Raw genomic sequence first — 17665 nt, 5'->3', positions numbered from 1 at the left:
GGGAGCGAGCCTGCTCGCGAATACGGTGTATCAGCTAACTCAAGGTTGACTGACAAACCGCTTCGCGAGCAGGCTCGCTCCCACAGAGTTGCCTTACCACCTGGCAACATTGCGGTGTTTTCACGCCGTCGAGCGTTGGTTGCGCAGGGCCACCGGCCCGGCGCGCTCCTCAATGGCGCGTTTCAGGTCACCGCGAAGTCCCAACAGGAAGCCTGCTTCCACCACCACGAACAACGGCCCGACAATCAACCCGGTGAGGTCATCGACGAACGCCGGTTTGCGCCCTTCGTAATAATGACCGACAAACTGGATCACCCAGCCCACCACGAACATGCCCAGTCCGCTGGACAACCAGATCGCTGTGCTCTGCGCGGCGAGCACCTGGCCCAGCCAGACGGCGAGTCCCAGCAGCACGGTCATCAGCACACCCAGGCGCAGTTCCAGGCGCAGGTAGAACCAGGCACTCGCGACCGCCACCAGCAACGCCGGGGAAACCAGGATCGCGCCAACCGGCCATCCCGGCCGTGACAGCAGCACGGCGACGGCGACGAAGATCAGCGGGATACCGATGAAGTGGCTGGCGATGTTGCGCGGGTCGCGGTGGTAGGCCGCGTATTGACTGAGATGATCGACGAGGCTTTTCATTGTTGTTCCTCCTGAGGTGATGCCTGCATGATGATCGGGTTTCACCAGGCGCTCTGTCAGCTAGCCGACACTTGTCCCGGAGTTTCCATGAATTCGCACCCCTGGCACACGCATCTGCTGACCGGACATTGGTACAGCCATTTGCCCGCCGAGTTTCAGGATAGCCTGCTGGGCATGTCGCGGGTGCGCCGTCTGGCGCCGGGGCAACGGCTGTTCCAGCGCGGCGATCCGCCGTGTGGCTTGTACGCGGTGCTCGAAGGGGCGGTGCGCATCGGCGCGGTCAGCGAGCAGGGCAAGGAAGCGCTGCTGAGCGTGGTGGAATCGCCTCATTGGTTCGGTGAGATCTGTCTGTTCGACGGCCAGCCGCGCACCCATGACGCCGTAGGCGTCGGGCAATGTTCGTTGCTGCATTTGCCGCAGGCTGCGCTACTGGCCTTTCTGGAAGAACAACCCGTTCATTGGCGTCATCTTGCCCTGTTGATGAGCCACAAACTGCGCCTGACGTTCATCAATCTCGAACACCTGAGCCTGATGCCCGCCCCGGCGCGCTTGGCCCACCGCCTGCTGATGATCGCCGAAGGCTACGGTGAAATCGAACCGGCGCGCCGGATCTTGCAGTTGCCCCAGGAACAACTGGCACTGATGCTTTCCCTGTCTCGCCAGACCACCAACCAGATCCTCAAGGATTTGCAGGGGCAGGGCATTGTTCACCTGAGTTATGGCGAAATCGAAATCCTCGACATCGAACGGTTGCGAGCCCTGACCACAATCTGAAACCGACCTGGACCCTGTGGGAGCGAGCTTGCTCGCGAAGACGTCAGGTCAGTCGACATCGATAGTGACTGATACACCGCCATCGCGAGCAAGCTCGCTCCCACAGGGGCTTGGTGTTGTCGCAGCTATTGCGGTCACACCGCTTCCAATGTGGGAGCGGGCTTGCTCGCGATAGGGCCCGGCCCGGCACTGAAAGTCCTTAACGCAACCCATCCCGAAACTGCCCCGGCGTCATGCCCGTCCAGCGCTTGAACGCGCGGCTGAAGCTGCTGGTGTCGGCGAAGCCCAGCAGATAGCTGACTTCACTCAGCGAGCATTGCGGATCGCGCAAATGCAGTAGCGCGAGGTTTTCACGGCATTCGTTGAGCAGCGCGTCGAAGCGGCAGCCTTCGTCGGCCAGGTGTCGCTGCAGGCTGCGCAGGCTCAGGTGCATGGCCTGGGCGACGCGTTCGGCGCTGGGTTCGCCTTCGGGCAACTGGGCTTCGATGGCGGCGCGGACCTTGCGCTCCCAGGTCAGTGGCTGGAGCTGGGCGAGGGTGCGCTTGAGCACGGTTTCGTTGTGTTCGGCCAGCTCCGGGTTCGCGTCGTCCAGGTGGCTGTCGAAATCCACAAGGCTGAATTCCAGGCAATCCTGGTTGGCGGCGAAATGCACCGGTGCGCGAAACACCTTGTGCCACGGGCTGGCGTCCAGCGGTTCCGGCCGGCGCAGGTAGACCGCCAGTGGTGCGTAGTCGCGGCCCAGCCGGTTGCGGCAGGTGCGCACGTAGATCGCAGCAAACGCGTCGATGGCTTCGAAGGCGGGGGCAGGGCGTCCCGCCGGTACATCGAGGCTGAAGCGATAGCGGTCTTCGCCGCGACTCAGTTGCAAGGTCAGCGCATCGCTGACCACCGGGTGATACCGCACGATCCGCTCGAACACCTCGCGCAAACTGCCGCTGGCCACCAGGGCGTAGCCCAGCGCATGGAACGTGGTGGGGCTGACGAAGCGCGACACGCGCAGGCCGATCGCCGGGTCGCCGCTGGCCTGCACCGCCAACGTCCACAGGCGCGTGGTAGCCGAGAGCGGGTAGCGGGCGTTCGGGTCGTCCATCAATACCGGGTCCAGGCCCGCTTCCACGCACAAGGCTTGGCTGTCCAGGCCCAGCGCATCGAGCTGTTTGCGCAGGGCGCGGGTCCAGCTGGCAAGGGAGGTGGGTTCGGTCATGACAATTGGCGCTTGCGGTCAACAGGTTGGCGTTTACGGCTACCACCCGATGGGACAACGCCCGGCAGGATGAGCACATCGTTAACAGAGGATGTAAGCCATGCACGGCACTTGCGCAAGCCCAGAGCGATTGAATGCACAACAGCGAGCCGCCCACATTCGCCAGGTTGTCCTGGCCCGGGGGGAGGAATTGCGTCGGCGCTACCCGATCCTGCGGCATCAGGATGCGTTGGGCGTGGGCATCCTGGCGTTCGCCCTGGCGGGGATGATCGGTTCGGCGCTGCTCTATATCAACGGTTACCTGGCCGGTTGGGCCTGCCTGCTGCTCAACGCGTTTTTCGCCTCGCTGACCCACGAGCTGGAGCATGACCTGATCCACAGCATGTACTTCCGCAAGCAGCGCTTGCCCCATAACCTGATGATGGGCCTGGTGTGGCTGGCGCGACCGAGCACCATCAACCCGTGGATCCGCCGCCATCTGCACCTCAACCACCACAAGGTGTCCGGCAGCGAAGCGGACATGGAGGAGCGGGCGATTACCAACGGCGAGCCTTGGGGATTGGCGCGCTTGCTGATGGTGGGTGACAACGTGATGTCGGCGTTCATCCGCCTGCTGCGAGCCAAGACCTGGGCGCACAAGCGCAGCATCCTCAAGCGCACGCTGAAGGTGTACTTCCCGCTGGCGCTGTTGCACTGGGGCGCCTGGTACGTGTTCCTCGGTTTCCATGGGGCCAACGCGGTGGCTGGGCTGTTGGGCACTTCGATTGATTGGTCAGCGAGCACCCTGGCGACGATGCACGTCATCGATATCGCCGCGGTGGTGATCATCGGCCCGAATGTGCTGCGCACCTTTTGCCTGCACTTCGTCAGCTCGAACATGCACTACTACGGCGACATCGAGTCGGGCAATGTCATCCAGCAGACTCAGGTGTTGAATCCTTGGTGGTTGTGGCCGTTGCAGGCGTTCTGCTTCAACTTCGGGAGCAGCCATGGCATTCATCATTTCGTGGTGAAGGAGCCGTTCTATATTCGCCAGATGACGGTGCCGGTGGCGCATGAGGTGATGCGCGAGATGGGCGTGCGGTTCAATGATTACGGCACGTTCGGGCGGGCGAATCGGTTTGTGTGGGAGGAGGGTGCGGTGGGGGAGAAGGTGAATGCGGCCCAGGTTTGAGACGCACCACCTCTGCATGGAGAACACACTTGTGGCGAGGGGATTTATCCCCGCTGGGCTGCGCAGCAGCCCCAAGGCCCGGCGCCGCGGTGTGTCAGGCCTGATTACATCCCTTTTTTGGGGCCGCTGCGCGGCCCAGCGGGGATAAATCCCCTCGCCACAGGGGGTATCTTTCAGGCCAGACAATTGCGTTTGGCCTGGAGGATGGTCAGAACTGATAACTCACAGTAGCCGCCACATTGCGCTCTTCACCCATGTAGCAAAAGTTCAGGCTGGCACACGAGGCGACGTAGGTTTCGTTGGTGAGGTTGTTGGCGTTCAAGCGCACATCCACGCCTTTCAAGCCGACCTTGCCCAGGTCATACCCCACCGATGCATCGAACAGCGTGTACGAAGGCACCTTCATGGTGTTCTCCGCGTCGACCCAGCTGTAGCCGACATAGCGCACGCCGCCGCCCAGTCGCAGGCCATCGAGCGTGCCACTGTCGAATTTGTAGTCGGCCCACACCGAGGCCATGTGGCGCGGGGCCTGGGTCGGTGAGTTGCCTTTGTTTTCGATGATGTTGGTGGGCGTGCTCAGGGTGCTCACCATTGATTTCGAGTATTCGATGTCGGTGAAGGTGTAGCTGCCCAGCACCTTGAACTGTTCGGTCAATTGCACGTGCGCTTCCAGTTCCAGGCCTTGGGAGCGGACGGCGCCGACGGCGCGGTAGAAGTTGTCCTGGGGCAGCTTGGTCGCCAGGTTCTCCTGGTCGATGCGGAACAGCGAGGCGGTGTACAAATCATCCGTGCCCGGCGGCTGGTATTTCAGGCCCAGTTCCCATTGTTTGCCGTCGGTGGGCGGCAAAGGATTGCCGGCGCTGTCGGCATAGGAATTGGGGTTGAACGACTCCGAATAGCTGACGTACGGCGCCAGGCCGTTATCGAACAGGTACAGCGCCCCGACGCGACCGGTGAGCTTGGTGCGCTTGTCGTTGATCTCGGTGCCTTCAGGGCGGCCGAATTCGGCGATGCGGTTTTCGTCCGAGGTCTCGACCCAGTCCTGGCGCAGGCCCAGGGAGAAGCGCCACTTGTCCATTTCGATCAGGTCTTGCAGGTAGACGCCGGTCTGCTCCAGGCGCCGCAGATAGCTGGTGTCAGAGCGATTACTGATCGCGGAATTGCCATAGACCGGGTCGAAGGCGTTGATCGGAGCGAGGGTGCCGCTGGTCCAATCGACCACGGTCTTGCGCCGCTGGTAGTCGGCGCCCATCAGCACCGTGTGCTTGGTCGCGCCGGTGAAAAATTCGGCCTGCAGCATGTTGTCGACGATGAATGAACGCAGCTTTTCGTTGGCGCCGGTGTAGTAGCGGTTCAACTCGTTGCTGGTGGGGCTGGTCCAGCCGAAGGCGTAGACCTGATTGTTGGTGACGTCGGAGTCCAGGTAGCGGAAGTTCTGCCGGGCGGTGAAGACGTCATTGAAGCGGTGCTCGAATTGATAGCCGAACGACTGCTGGTCACGCTCGTACACGTCGACGCCGGGCTCGCCTTCGAAGAAGTGTTCCGAGATCCGCCGGCCATTGCGCTTGTGCAACGCGCCATCGGCCGGTACGCCGCCATGGTAGCCGCCGTCGGGTTCGTGCTGCAGGTAGGCTTGCAGGGTCAGCGAGGTGTCCTCGGTGAAGTCGATGCTGACGGTGGGCGCCAGGGTGAAGCGCTTTTCCTTGTTGTGATCGAACTGGGTGTCGGAGGTGTCCGCCAGGCCGACCAGGCGATAGGCGATGCGTTTTTCATCGTCCACCGGCCCGCTGAAGTCGAAGCCCACGCCGCGCTGGCCCTGGGTGCCGACGGTGGCCTGGACTTGGTGATAGGTCTCGTACAGCGGCTTTTTGCTGGTGAGCGCCACCAGGCCGCCCGGCGAGCTGCGGCCATACAGCACTGAGGACGGGCCTTTGAGGATGTCGACCCGTTCCAGGAAATACGGATCGACCTGCATGGAGCTGTAGGTGCCGCTGTCGCCCATGGATTTGAGGCCGTCGAGGTAGATGTTGTCCACCGAGCCGTCGTTGAAGCCGCGCATGGCCACGTAGTCGTAGCGATGGGTCGCGCCGTAGGGGTTGGTCAGCACGCCGGGGGTGTAGCGCATCGCCTGGGAAACGGTCTGCGCGCCCTGGTCGTCCATTTGCTCGCGGGTCACCACCGATACGCTTTGTGAGGTCTCGCGCAGGGCGGTACTGGTTTTGGTCGCGACCTGGCTGTGGGTGGCGTTGTAGCCCGCCATGCTGCCCAAGGCGTTGCCCAGGGCGAAACCCTTGACGTCGGTGGTCGGCAGCGCCAGCGCGCTGTCCGCGGCTTGGGCCTGCAAGACGTAGCCGCTGCCTTCCTGGCCGACCGCAATCAGCCCCGAGCCATTGAGCAACTGGTCCAAGGCCTGGTCCGCGGAATATTCACCTTTGAGGCCTGGCGACTGGCGGCCGGCGGTTTGCTCGGGGGTGCTCGCCAACGTAACCCCTGCCTGGCGCGCGAACTGGTTCAGCACCTCGCTCAATGGGCCCGCGGCGATGTTGTAGCTCTGGCGGCTGGCGGTGACGCCGTCCTGCGCGGCGATGGCCAGCGTCGGCACAGCGCTGACGCCCAGCGCCGTGCTCAGCAGCGCGGCACGGACGGCTTGGCGCAAGAGGCTGGTTTGCGGGGAACAGCCGAAGGAGGTCTTGAGGGTTACGCGCTCAGTCATTATGGGTTTCCGTTGGAGTCGCTGAAGGCAGATAAGCGTTGCTTACTGTCCTAGCCGGACGCCTGCGCAAAACCCGCCAAAAAAAATCAGGCCGGACGTTCCACTGTCAGCCACCAGCGGGTTCGATAGCGCAGTTGCACGGGCAGCGTGCGCGGGAGCACGGCCAGCGTCTTGTCGATGTCGTCCAGGCGGAAGACGCCGGACAAACGCAGGTCCGCCACCGAGGCGGCGCATTTCAGATAGCCCCGGCGGTAGCGGCCGACCTCGTTGAGAAAGTCTTCCAGGCGCATGTTGCGCGTGACGATCAAGCCGTCCGCCCAAGCGCCTGCGTCCATGTCCAAGGGCGGTGCCAGGGTCGCTGTCGTTGCGCTGACGAGATAGCTTTGCCCGGCCTCCACTTGGATCGGCGCGCCGTCGCTGCCTTGGTGCGAGCGAATGGCGACCCGCCCGCTGGTGACGCTCAGGCGCGTGCAGTCGCTGTCCTGGCGTACGACGAAGCGCCCCTCCAACCCTTCGAACAAACCTTCGCGGCTTTTCACCAACAGCGGGCGTCCGGGATCGCGGCCGCAGGTGACCATGATTTCGCCGCGCGCCAACGTGATCAGGCGTTGGCTCGCCGTGTAGTCGAGATCGGCCGCGCTGTGGGTGTTGAGTTCCAGCCGTGTTCCGTCCGGCAATTGGAAGCCGCGTCGTTCGCCCGTGGCAGTGGCGAAGTCGGCACTCCAGGGCTGCCAGCCCAGGTCCTTGCCCAGCCATGCGGCAGCACCCACCACGGCGACGCCGGACAACAGTTTCAACGCCTGGCGCCGACCGAGGCGCTGGGCGCTGGTTTCCAGGGTGTCGAGGGCGATGTGGGCGCCGGGCACGGCGCGAAGGTTGGCCGTCAGCTCGCTGTGCAGCGACTGCACCCGTTGCCAGGCCAGTTCGTGATCGTTGTGGGCGATGCGCCAAGCGTCGCACTGTTGGCGCAGGACCGGGTTGGCGGCATGGTTGCGCAGGCGCAGCAGCCAGTGGATCGCTTGCTTGACCACTTGTTGCGAAGGGCCGCGCCCCCGCGAGGTTTGATCCATCGGCTCAATCTTCATAGCGCAGCACGTAGCAGTGATACAGCGCATCGGCGACATAACGTTCCACCGACCGCAACGAGATGCCCATTTGCTCGGCAATCTGCTTGTAGGTCATGCCTTCACACTGGGCCAGGAGGAACGCCCTGCGCACCTTGGGCTTGAGGCCTTCAAGCATTCGGGAAATGCCCTCCAGCAGTTCCAGGATCAGAGCTTGGGCTTCGGCACTGGGGGTCTGGGCCTCCGGCAGGTGCGCGATGGTTTCCAGATAGGCGCGTTCGATTTCTTCCCGGCGCCAATGATCGATCACCAGGCCTTGGGCGATGGTGCGCAGAAAAGCGCGGGGCGCCTTGAGATCCAGGCGTTCGGTGCGTTGCAGCAGGCGTACGAAAGTGTCCTGGGCCAGGTCGGCCGCATCGGCGGCGTTGCCCAATCGGCTGCGCAACCATGTGTGGAGCCAGCTATGGTGGCTGCAGTAGAGCGCCTGTACTGCTAACTGGGGAGAGGACATGAACGCGATGGCCTGATATCACAAATGATAATAGGTCGCATTGTCATAAGCGTTCATTAAATTTGCAACCACCGTTCGCCGTGGAATCCTTCCGATTCAGTGGTCATCTCGTCGGACAATTGTACAACCGGCTAATCTTTTCCAGGCGCTGGCCGACAGCAAGGTATGCGTGCACCAAAATGGAGCGGATCCAATCTCAGCTCTGCGGCTACATGGAATTGCCAACCGGAATGCACCCCCATCCCCTGCATAAGAAGTCCCATCCATGAATCTAAAGTTCAGCCACAAAATCCTCCTGGCCGCCTCTGGTGTGGTGGTTCTGGCTTTTGCCCTGTTCACGCTCTACAACGATTATTTGCAACGCAACACCATCGGCCGCAGCCTCGAGTCATCCATCGAGCAATCCGGTGACCTCACGGCCAGCAGCGTCCAGAACTGGATGAGTGGGCGGATACTGGTATTGGAAAACCTGGCGCAAAACATCGCGCATCAAGGGCCGAGCGCCGATTTGCCGGGGCTGGTCGACCAGCCGGCGTTGACCTCGAACTTCCAGTTCACCTACGTGGGCCAGAACAACGGCGTGTTCACCCAGCGGCCTGACGCGAAGATGCCCGACGGTTATGACCCGCGTCAGCGTCCCTGGTACAAACAGGCCGTCGCCGCCGATAAAACCATGTTGACCCCACCTTACGCGGCGGCCGTTGGCGGCCTGGTGGTAACCATTGCCCTGCCGGTCAAGCACAACGGCGAGCTGCTCGGTGTGGTCGGTGGTGACCTGAGCCTGGAAACCCTGGTGAAGATCATCAACTCCGTGGATTTCGGTGGTATCGGCCATGCGTTCCTGGTCAGCGGCGACGGTCAGGTGATCGTCAGCCCGGACAAAGACCAGGTGATGAAGAACCTCAAGGACATCTACCCAGGCACCCCGGTGCGCATCGGCAAAGGCATCCAGGACGTGGAGCTGAACGGGCAGGACCGCATCCTTTCGTTCACCCCGGTGACCGGTTTGCCGGGCGCCGAGTGGTACATCGGCCTGTCGATCGACAAGAGCAAGGCCTACGCACCGCTGAGCCAGTTCCGTACGTCGGCGCTGATCGCGATGTTCGTCGCGGTGGCGGCGATTGCGTTGCTGTTGAGCTTGTTGATCCAGGTGCTGATGCGTCCGCTGACCACCATGGGCCGTGCGATGCAGGACATCGCCCAGGGTGAAGGCGACCTGACCCGGCGCCTGGTCGTGCAGGGCAAGGACGAGTTCGCGGTGTTGGGTGGTTCGTTCAACCAGTTCGTGGAACGTATTCATGCTTCGATCGCCGAAGTGTCTTCCGCCACGCGCCAGGTGCATGACCTGTCGCAACGGGTGATGACGTCTTCCAACGCCTCGCTCGTCGGTTCGGATGAGCAGAGCGCGCGCACCAACAGCGTGGCCGCCGCGATCAACCAGTTGGGCGCCGCGACCCAGGAAATCGCCCGCAACGCCGCCGATGCTTCGCAGCACGCCAGTGGCGCCAGCGAACAGGCGGACGACGGTCGCCAAGTAGTAGAGAAAACCATCCAGGCCATGACCGAGCTGTCGCAGAAGATCAGCCTGTCGTGCACCCAGATCGAAACGCTGAACGCGAGCACCGACAACATCGGGCACATCCTGGACGTGATCAAGGGTATCTCCCAGCAAACCAACCTGCTGGCCTTGAACGCCGCCATCGAAGCGGCCCGTGCCGGTGAAGCCGGACGTGGTTTCGCGGTGGTGGCCGATGAGGTGCGCAACCTGGCGCATCGCACCCAGGAGTCGGCCGAAGAAATTCACAAGATGATCACGTCGTTGCAAGTCGGCTCTCGTGAGGCCGTGACCACGATGAACGCCAGCCAGGCCTCCAGCGAGGAGAGCGTGGAAGTGGCAAACCAGGCCGGCCTGCGCCTGGTCAGCGTGACCCAGCGCATCGGCGAAATCGATGGCATGAACCAGTCCGTGGCCGCTGCGACCGAAGAACAGACTGCCGTGGTGGAAACCCTCAATATGGACGTCACGCATATCAACACTTTGAACCAGCAAAGCGTCGCCAACCTCAACGAAACCCTGAAGGATTGCGATGCCTTGTCACAGCAGGCCAATCGGTTGAAGCAGTTGGTGGACAGCTTCAAGATCTGATCCAGGGGAGCTACCGCCATCGTCGGATCGCCGCCCCGAGCAAGCTTGCTCCCACCGGGGATTGGCGGTGGCTCCAGATCTTTTCATCCACCGCAGAGCCCATGTGGGAGCGAGCCTGCTCGCGAAGACGGCAGCCCTGGCGACATTTATGCCAGCTGACCCACCGCTTTCGCGAGCGAGCTCGCTCCCACAGGGATTTGTGGTTAGGCGAACATCTTCACCACATTCCCCATCGCCTCATCGGCGAACCCTTGCAGGAAGTCTCGGAACCCCGACGGCGTATGGGCGTCGGTGTGGTCGGCGATGATGGTCCAGGTCGCGCGGCAGCGGTTATCTGCCAGGGGCTCCACGCGCATCGCCGCCCAGAGGTTGTCGATGCCCAGGGTGTTGTAGATCAGCGTCCAGGTCATGTGCATGGCCTGGTCGTCGCGGCTGTTGAGTTGTTCCACTACCAGGTTTTGCCCATCGACGAAGAATTTCTTGCGCAGGGATCGTACGCCTTCGCCGGTCATTTCGATGCGCTCAAGCGCGGGGATGAAACGGTTGAAACCGCCAAAATCACCCACTATGTCCCAGACTCGCGCCGCGTCGGCGGGCACTTCTACCGAGGTTTCGACATGGCAGGCCTGAGGGTTCTTGATCAGGGTGTCGGGTTGGAATGCACTCATGGTCTTGCTCCTTGCGTTGGGTTGGGTTGCTTCAGATGAAATCGATAGCCTTGAGATAGTCGGCACCACGGCGCAGCAGGGCCGGTGATTTTTCCGGGTAGCGCGCGCCCATTTGCCGTACGCCGGACCGGGCGTTGTCATGGCGGATCAGCGAGATGTCGCCAATGTCTTCCTCGAAGCCGTTGAGGTAGAAACCCAGTACGCCAAACAGCGCATTGTCGGTATCGACTCGCGCCAATTGCCGTTGCCAGTCAGCGATGCTCACCAGAGAGAATTCCCGGCCACTCTCGCGAAACGACGCGACGTAGGCGTCCCAGCTCAGCGGCTCGGGGTTGTGCAGGTTGAACACGGCCTGGTTGGGTTGGTAGCGGCTGGCGTGGAAGGCGATAAAACGGGCCAGGAAGTCCACCGGCATCAGGTCGAAATTGAGCGACAGATCCGGCACCTGGCCGAGCTGGATCGAGCCCTTGAGCATCAGCATCAAGCGGTTCTTGTGGGGCTGGCAGACCCCGGTCTGGCTGTTGAAGCTGATGTTGCCGGGACGGAACAGATTGACCCGCACGCCCAGGTCGCGGGCCCGTTGCAGGATTCGCTCGCCGACCCACTTGGACAGGTTGTAGCCGTTCTTGATGTAGATCGGCGGTGTCTCGGCCGCCGGTAGTTCCAGGACCTGGCCCTCGGCGTCCAAGGCGCTGGAGGCCGACAACGTCGAGACGAAGTTGAAGATCTTCTTGCTGCGCCCTTCGCACAGGCGCAGGCATTCGAAGATCGGTTCGACGTTGTCCCGCGCCAGGGACTCGTAGTCGAGCACATGATTGACGTGGGCGGCGTTGTGCACCAACGCGCCGAAAGTGCTGTCGAGGCGCAGGTAGATGTCGTCCGGCAAACCCAGTTGTGGTTGGGTGATGTCGGCGGCATAGACGCTGACCCGACCCAGGTCCAAATGCTCCAGGTGATTTTCCCGCAGGGCTTGGGCGAAGCGTTCGGCCGCGCTTTGCTCGGCGGATTCACGCACCAGGCACGCCACTTCCGTGGCTCCCCACGCCAGCAACGCCTCGACGATGTGCACACCGAGAAAGCTGTTGGCGCCGGTCACGATCACCTTGTGGACATCACCGCTCTGACTGATGGGCAGCGGATCGAGGTTGAGCTCGGCTTCGGCGTCGATGAACGCCTGGGGACTGAGGGTCGATGCCTCACTTTGCCCAGGGCTGTCGAGCAACTTCGCCAGGGTGATCAGCGTCGGCGCTTCGATGAAGCGATTGATCGACAGGCTGCGCCCGAATGTCTGGCGAATGCTCAACAGCAGTCGCGACAGCAGGATCGAATGTCCACCCAGGTTGAAGAAACTTTCGTCGGTGGCGATGTCCTCCACCGGCAGTTCCAGCAGCTCGGCCCATAGTTGCTGGAGCTGTGTTTCCAAAGCGTTTTGCGGTTGGCGTCCCTGACTGCCAGCCTGGACCGAGCCCGCCGTGGCAAGGAGCGCGCGGCGATCGACCTTGCCGTTGCTGGTGTAGGGCAGGCTGGGCAGTTCGACGTAGGCCGCCGGGTGCATGTAGTTGGGCAATGTGTTTTGCACATGGGCCCGCAAGGCCTGGAGCGCGGCGCCGGGCTGATCCTCCAGGGGCCCTGCCAGGAACGCCAGGATCCGCCGTCGCTCATCCACCCCCACTGCCACTTGGCGAAACAACTGACGGTCGCGCAGGCAATGTTCGATCTCTTCGGGCTCGACCCGAAAGCCGCGGATCTTCACTTGGTTATCGCGACGGCCGCAGAGCTCGATCCCGTTGTCGGTCCATTGGCCGATGTCACCGGTGCGATAGACCCGCAGCGTCTGCCCGGTGGGCAGCGTCAGGTCGAGATAACGGCTGGCGGTCAGCACCGGATCGTTCAGGTACCCCAGGCCGACACCAGGCCCGGCGATGTACAACTCACCGGGGGTACCGTCGGGGACCGGTTGCCGTTGTTCGTCGAGAATCAACACCTGCCCGTTGGCGATGGGCGTGCCCAGGTTGCGGTTGTTGTCGCCCACCGCAAATTGCCGGGTGGTCGCCAACACCGTGGTTTCCGTCGGGCCGTAGATGTTGTGGAACCGGCACTGCGGCGCCAGTCGCTCGATCACGTAAGGCTCGCAGACATCCCCGCCGGTAATCAGGTGCACCAGCCCCAAGGGCGCGTCCAGCGGCATGACACTCAACAGCGCAGGTGGAAGGAAGGCGTGGCTGACGCGCTGCTCACGAATCAACGCCACCAGTTGCTGCGGGTCGCGGCGCTGATCCTCGCTGGGCACGACCAACAGCCCGCCCTGGATGAAGGTCGGCAACATGTCCAGTAATGACGCGTCGAAGTTGATCGTGGAAAACTGCAACACACGGCTGTCTCGCCGCAGCCCGACGTAGTCGCTGTACCAGGCGCAGAAATGGCTGAGGTTGCGATGGCTGAGCAAGACGCCTTTGGGCTGGCCGGTGGTGCCGGACGTGTAGATCGCCACGGCCGGTTCGTCGATGTTGACGATCCGGCGAATCGTCGAGGCAGGAATGGCCGGCCTCGACGATGGCAGTCGATGGACGTTCAGCGTGGGTATCGACAGTTCATCCAGATCGCTGTTGCCGTCATGGAGCAACAGGTCCGCCTTGGCGTTTTCCAGAATGAAGCGCCGACGTTGCGCCGGGTGTTGCGGGTCCAGCGGCAGGTACACCGCCCCGCACCCCAGCACCGCGAGGATGGCTGCGTACAGCGGCGCCGATTTTGGCAGGCACACGCCGATCACCCGTGGGCGATCGGTTGCTTCCCCAAGGCTTTCCTGCATGGCCTGCTGAATTCGCAGCACCGAATCGCGCAAGGACTTGTAGTCGATGGATTGGTCCTCGATCCACAGCGCAGGTTGCGTCGCGTCATCGAGCATGCGCTGCTCGATGCTGTGCATCACCGGCACTTCGGCGGCGGCCAGCAGCCAGGGAACCGCCTGCTGATTGAGGCGGTGTACGAAGGCCAATGGTTCCAGCACGTCCAGACCGTGCGCGGGGCCGGCAGCGTCATCCCGTGTCGCCGGCCATTGGTCGAAGCAGTGCTCATCGCGCGACAACTGGCTGACCAGCTGTGCGGCATGCTCGACCACCGCCGCCATTGCACGCAAACGCAACGACTGACCGTTGCCGCAGTCCTGCGCATGAATGACGTCTTGAAGCAGAATCCGCTGCGCGCCGTCGCGAAAAACCACCACCGGTTGTGGCAGCGCGTGGCCGGGCAAGGCCTGGAGTACCACGCGCACCTGAAGGCGGAAACGGGCCCTGAGGGCGCATGGCACCGTACCGTCGTCGATCAACAGGTCGAACGTGCCGTCGCCGGCCGGCGCCTTCGCGACGCCATGGCCATGTTCCTCAAGTTCCCGGGCCAGTTCGGCCATGGCCTGGCTGTTGCCAGCCAGTGTAATTTCGAGGCGTCTCATTGGAAGGTCCTCATGGGGTCAAGTAATCGGCCAGGGCGTCGCGCACGCAGGGGGACGCGAGCATCGAGCTGCCACGGAAAAAACGGGTGATGTTGCCCACCAGCGGGTGAAAACGATTGATCGGATAAGCCAGCGCACTGGCGTCTTCGCGCAATGACTGGCGCACCGATTCGTCGACGGGCAAGTGGCTGATCAGCTCGAAATCGAAGGCCTGCTGCAGATCGCTCGCCAGGTAATCGGCGATGAACCCTGGCATCAACCGCGCAATCGCCTCGTGGTCTTCTTCGGGCGCGGTGCGCCAGTAGATCTGCACCAGCCGTGTCCAGAAACCGGAATGCCGGCCCTCGTCCAGCAGATGATCGGCCATCAACCCCTTGATCGAGGCCTTGACCGAATCGTCCCGGGCGAAGGCGGCCACTTCGTTGGTCACGGTGTTCTCGGCGATGGCGATGCAGATCAGTTCCACGGCGCTGAGCAAATGCTCCGGCGCCCGCGCCAGGGTGGTGGGAATCGCGCGGCTGAGTTCGATCTGCTGGGGCAGCGGGATCGGCGTGATGCCGGTCATGTCGATGGTTTGCTGCATGAAATCCATCGCCACCAAGGCGTGGTAATCCTCATCCACCACCACCGTCATCGCGTCGTAGCGACAGGCGAACGGAAACTCGATGCCGAAGCGATTCTTGGCGATACGCCGGGCGGTGTGGTCCACCAGCTCGGTCTCGAAAATCACCACGTCGTTGATGAATTTGTAGAGGCTCTGTACCAGGACAAAATCACGCAACTGCGGGCAATGGCTCAGGAAGGTCTGGCTGTGCACCAGCGGCTGGCGGCTCATGGGGAAGATCAACTTGTCGTCGTCTTCGACCCGGCGCCGTGGCCGGGTGCGGATGGTGGCGCGGCTTTCCCAGGCGTCGGCGAAGGATTGGTATTGGATGGCGTTCATGGCGTCACCTGCGCAACAGGCTGGGCCATGCTCTGGCGCAGGCCATCCCACAGCGCCGCACGGCTATGGACGGCGGCAATGGCGGCCGCCAGGACTTCGCGCTCGCGTTGCGGGTCGCCGTCGATCAACCGCGCCAGCAGTTTTTCCGCCGCCGGGCCATGGTCTTCGGAGTCCACCTCGATGTGCCGTTGCAGGTAGTACCGAAACGTCGGCGCCTGGTCCAGGCCAATACCCCAGGCGTCCAGCATGCGCTGGAACATTTGCGGGATGACGCTCTCGCGACCGTGCACGAACGCGGCGGCGACGCTGTGGGCCGGCGCGTGCAGGGCGGTGTGCAGCGTTTGACGCACAAACTGCGCGGCGGCGGGCTCGACTTCGACGCTGTCCAGCGCCGTGTCGGGGCTGACGCCCTCTTGCTGCAGGGCGATGAATCGTTCGATCGGCCGGGTGTCCGCGCCGACCTCGCGCATGGCGTCCAGGTACAGTTCGAAATGGCTGCAATAGCCCGCGCCGGGGCGGTCGTCGGACTCTTCGCCCAAGACAATCTCGTTGATCAGTCGCGCAGCGTGCGGGTCGGCCGGGGGCAGCCACGGCAGATGTACGCAGGTCAGTTCCCGTTGCAGGCGCTTGGTCAGGGACATGAAGTCCCAAACGGCGAAGACATGACTTTCCATAAAGCGGCGCAACAGGTCGATTGATGTTATTTCGGAAAAAACCGGGTGTTGGCCAAGTTCGTGTTTTTTCAGAGATAGTTGTTCTTTGGTTGGCTGCATTGGAACGTCCTCATCAATGATGTTTGTCCGGAAGTTGCTCGCTTTCTTTTCAAGAGGCGAGCAAGTGCTTGAACCGGAGTCCATGGGTTGTTAGTACTTCTGGTTATTGCGCGATTCGGGTCGCTGCGCCTGTGCTAGAGGCGTTTTGTCAGGGTTGTAATGGTCGATACCAATTCGACGAGTTAAAAATTAGTACAAGACTTAAAGGCCATGCAAGTTATTTCTCAGTTATTTAAAGTTGCTGTTTTATTGGGCGCGAAGAGGCTGGTTAAAACTTATGTTTTAAGTTTTATTGAGGCGAAGTTGCTCCTTCCGATTTATAACTATCAGAATCGAATGTTTCGAGTGAATGCCTCACTCGGAGCACTTCAGGGATCGGGAAAGTAAGAAGTAAGTGTTTTAAGGGCGGGGTGCCGGTCGGACTACCGGCCCTTCCGCCAGTTGGGCGACGCTCCTTGCGTAATGGCTTCGATTCGCCTGGCTACCACCGGGCGCTGACTTCTTCAGGTCTATTTTTGAATCGACAAGCGCAAGAGTGAGCCCAAATCGACAGCAGTTCCATCGGACTGATGCCACGACGGGACGCAATCGCGGCCGGGCCGTGGTGGCTAGGCAACCCAGGTGTGGGAAGGATGTGTAAGAAAATACTGCGCCGGCCAGATGGCCGGCGCTGGGGGGCGACTCGATTAACGTTCCAGGTGCCGACGCATAGTGACGGAGGCTTTCTCCAGATGGGTTTCGAGCAGAAGAACCGCTTGATCGATATCTTTGGCTTTCGCGGCGTCGAGCATCGCGCGATGGTCATCCTGGGTCAGCTTGCCCAGGCCCATGGACGATAGGTGAAAACGCAGGAAGCGTTCTTCTTCGTTGAGTTCACGCTCGATGAGGTCCAGCAGCTTGGCGTTGGGCGCCTTGTGGTAAAGCGACATGTGGAACAAGCGGTTGAGCCTGGCGATCTCGGCGTAACTGGTCTGCCCTTCGAGCTGTTCGATGTATTGGGCGGCCATGGCCAAGTCGTTGTCGTCGAGCAGCGGGATGGACAGGCGCAGGGCGAAGCCTTCCAGGACCGAACGCAGGGCATAGGTCTCGACCGCATTGCTGGTGATCAACGGCGCCACAACGGCACCCTTGTGCTGGACCACCGTGAGCAACGATTGCGCCTCGAGCTGACGCAACGCCTCGCGCACCGGCATGCGGCTGACGCCGAACAGATCCGCCAGTTCCTGCTGGCGCACAGCGGTGCCACTGGGCAAGCGTCCGTCGAGAATGGCCTCGCGCAGGGAGCTTTCGATGATCGAGCGCGCCTGGGCTGCGGGAATGGGGCCGTTGACCTGGATAGTGCTTAACGGTTTGGGCTTCTGTGTCACGACAACACCTGACTGGTAGTAACGAAATTGGATCCAAGCCAACATTAGTTACAGATTGCCAAGCCGTCAAAGTCTCGCGGCGCCGGTTCCTGAACTAGAGTTTAGTCTGCTTGCGGTGATTGCAACCTGCCATTGTCTTTTGCCGGGCCAGGCTTCACCATCCAACGAATTTTCCAACCGCCCTTTCGGACGTATTTCCCTTGGCTGCACCTTTCCCAGTCCTCAGGTTCTTGCG

The 17665-nt window shown here is 62.0% G+C and carries 13 protein-coding genes; 3 read left to right on the top strand and 10 right to left on the bottom strand.

Features of this window, described 5'->3' with window-relative positions; translation table 11 throughout:
• Positions 1 to 120: 120 nt before the first annotated feature.
• Positions 121 to 645, bottom strand: a complete 525-nt coding sequence (locus AB4N42_RS02125; protein WP_460115801.1) for an Mpo1 family 2-hydroxy fatty acid dioxygenase — start codon at positions 643 to 645, stop codon at positions 121 to 123.
• Positions 646 to 732: 87 nt separating this feature from the next.
• On the opposite strand from AB4N42_RS02125, the gene AB4N42_RS02120 reads away from it, so the two are divergent.
• Complete coding sequence (locus AB4N42_RS02120) at positions 733 to 1419, top strand: Crp/Fnr family transcriptional regulator (protein ID WP_407684450.1); 687 nt, start codon at positions 733 to 735, stop codon at positions 1417 to 1419.
• Positions 1420 to 1618: 199 nt separating this feature from the next.
• On the opposite strand, the gene AB4N42_RS02115 is transcribed toward AB4N42_RS02120, so the two are convergent.
• Positions 1619 to 2623, bottom strand: coding sequence for an AraC family transcriptional regulator (locus tag AB4N42_RS02115; protein WP_460115800.1), 1005 nt, complete (start codon positions 2621 to 2623; stop codon positions 1619 to 1621).
• Positions 2624 to 2723: 100 nt separating this feature from the next.
• Here AB4N42_RS02115 and AB4N42_RS02110 point away from each other — a divergent pair, with 100 nt between their 5' ends.
• Positions 2724 to 3797, top strand: a complete 1074-nt coding sequence (locus tag AB4N42_RS02110) for a fatty acid desaturase (RefSeq protein WP_460115799.1) — start codon at positions 2724 to 2726, stop codon at positions 3795 to 3797.
• A gap of 208 nt (positions 3798 to 4005) precedes the next feature.
• On the opposite strand, the gene AB4N42_RS02105 is transcribed toward AB4N42_RS02110, so the two are convergent.
• The 3 genes from AB4N42_RS02105 to AB4N42_RS02095 form a co-directional block, all read right to left on the bottom strand.
• Entirely contained in the window at positions 4006 to 6510 is a 2505-nt protein-coding gene (locus AB4N42_RS02105) for a TonB-dependent siderophore receptor (RefSeq protein ID WP_460115798.1), read from the bottom strand.
• 86 nt (positions 6511 to 6596) lie between these two features.
• The gene (locus AB4N42_RS02100) at positions 6597 to 7580 is read right to left on the bottom strand and encodes a FecR domain-containing protein (protein WP_198798030.1); all 984 of its coding nucleotides are present in this window, start codon (positions 7578 to 7580) and stop codon (positions 6597 to 6599) included.
• 4 nt (positions 7581 to 7584) lie between these two features.
• The gene (locus AB4N42_RS02095; protein ID WP_460115797.1) at positions 7585 to 8085 is read right to left on the bottom strand and encodes a sigma-70 family RNA polymerase sigma factor; all 501 of its coding nucleotides are present in this window, start codon (positions 8083 to 8085) and stop codon (positions 7585 to 7587) included.
• A gap of 265 nt (positions 8086 to 8350) precedes the next feature.
• Here AB4N42_RS02095 and AB4N42_RS02090 point away from each other — a divergent pair, with 265 nt between their 5' ends.
• Positions 8351 to 10231 (top strand): methyl-accepting chemotaxis protein, encoded by a 1881-nt coding sequence (locus AB4N42_RS02090; RefSeq protein ID WP_460115796.1) that lies wholly within the window; start codon positions 8351 to 8353, stop codon positions 10229 to 10231.
• 203 nt (positions 10232 to 10434) lie between these two features.
• Here the strand turns inward: AB4N42_RS02090 and AB4N42_RS02085 are convergent, their stop codons facing one another.
• From AB4N42_RS02085 to AB4N42_RS02065, 5 genes are all read right to left on the bottom strand, one after another.
• The gene (locus tag AB4N42_RS02085; RefSeq protein WP_407684456.1) at positions 10435 to 10899 is read right to left on the bottom strand and encodes an SRPBCC family protein; all 465 of its coding nucleotides are present in this window, start codon (positions 10897 to 10899) and stop codon (positions 10435 to 10437) included.
• 31 nt (positions 10900 to 10930) lie between these two features.
• Positions 10931 to 14347, bottom strand: coding sequence for an amino acid adenylation domain-containing protein (locus tag AB4N42_RS02080; RefSeq protein WP_460115795.1), 3417 nt, complete (start codon positions 14345 to 14347; stop codon positions 10931 to 10933).
• Between the two features lie 10 nt (positions 14348 to 14357).
• Positions 14358 to 15290 carry a diiron oxygenase gene (locus AB4N42_RS02075; RefSeq protein WP_460115794.1) on the bottom strand — a complete coding sequence of 311 codons (933 nt, stop codon included), beginning with the start codon at positions 15288 to 15290 and terminating at the stop codon, positions 14358 to 14360.
• Entirely contained in the window at positions 15287 to 16063 is a 777-nt protein-coding gene (locus AB4N42_RS02070; RefSeq protein ID WP_030138478.1) for a DUF3050 domain-containing protein, read from the bottom strand. The genes AB4N42_RS02075 and AB4N42_RS02070 overlap by 4 nt, the downstream gene beginning before the upstream one ends.
• 686 nt (positions 16064 to 16749) lie before the next feature.
• Positions 16750 to 17430: a GntR family transcriptional regulator gene (locus AB4N42_RS02065; protein WP_030138477.1), complete on the bottom strand. Its 681-nt coding sequence runs from the start codon at positions 17428 to 17430 to the stop codon at positions 16750 to 16752.
• Positions 17431 to 17665 lie beyond the last annotated feature (235 nt).

It is taken from the genome of Pseudomonas sp. H2_D02 (assembly GCF_054677635.1).
Note: the sequence above shows the minus strand (reverse complement) of the source record. Positions and strands in the feature narration are given on the sequence as shown.

What these genes read in the sequence shown, in the direction of transcription:
- AB4N42_RS02125 (WP_460115801.1), bottom strand. Translation starts at nt 645, where the DNA reads ATGAAAAGCCTCGTCGATCATCTCAGTCAATACGCGGCCTACCACCGC.
- AB4N42_RS02120 (WP_407684450.1), top strand. Translation starts at nt 733, where the DNA reads ATGAATTCGCACCCCTGGCACACGCATCTGCTGACCGGACATTGGTAC.
- AB4N42_RS02115 (WP_460115800.1), bottom strand. Translation starts at nt 2,623, where the DNA reads ATGACCGAACCCACCTCCCTTGCCAGCTGGACCCGCGCCCTGCGCAAA.
- AB4N42_RS02110 (WP_460115799.1), top strand. Translation starts at nt 2,724, where the DNA reads ATGCACGGCACTTGCGCAAGCCCAGAGCGATTGAATGCACAACAGCGA.
- AB4N42_RS02105 (WP_460115798.1), bottom strand. Translation starts at nt 6,510, where the DNA reads ATGACTGAGCGCGTAACCCTCAAGACCTCCTTCGGCTGTTCCCCGCAA.
- AB4N42_RS02100 (WP_198798030.1), bottom strand. Translation starts at nt 7,580, where the DNA reads ATGGATCAAACCTCGCGGGGGCGCGGCCCTTCGCAACAAGTGGTCAAG.
- AB4N42_RS02095 (WP_460115797.1), bottom strand. Translation starts at nt 8,085, where the DNA reads ATGTCCTCTCCCCAGTTAGCAGTACAGGCGCTCTACTGCAGCCACCAT.
- AB4N42_RS02090 (WP_460115796.1), top strand. Translation starts at nt 8,351, where the DNA reads ATGAATCTAAAGTTCAGCCACAAAATCCTCCTGGCCGCCTCTGGTGTG.
- AB4N42_RS02085 (WP_407684456.1), bottom strand. Translation starts at nt 10,899, where the DNA reads ATGAGTGCATTCCAACCCGACACCCTGATCAAGAACCCTCAGGCCTGC.
- AB4N42_RS02080 (WP_460115795.1), bottom strand. Translation starts at nt 14,347, where the DNA reads ATGAGACGCCTCGAAATTACACTGGCTGGCAACAGCCAGGCCATGGCC.
- AB4N42_RS02075 (WP_460115794.1), bottom strand. Translation starts at nt 15,290, where the DNA reads ATGAACGCCATCCAATACCAATCCTTCGCCGACGCCTGGGAAAGCCGC.
- AB4N42_RS02070 (WP_030138478.1), bottom strand. Translation starts at nt 16,063, where the DNA reads ATGCAGCCAACCAAAGAACAACTATCTCTGAAAAAACACGAACTTGGC.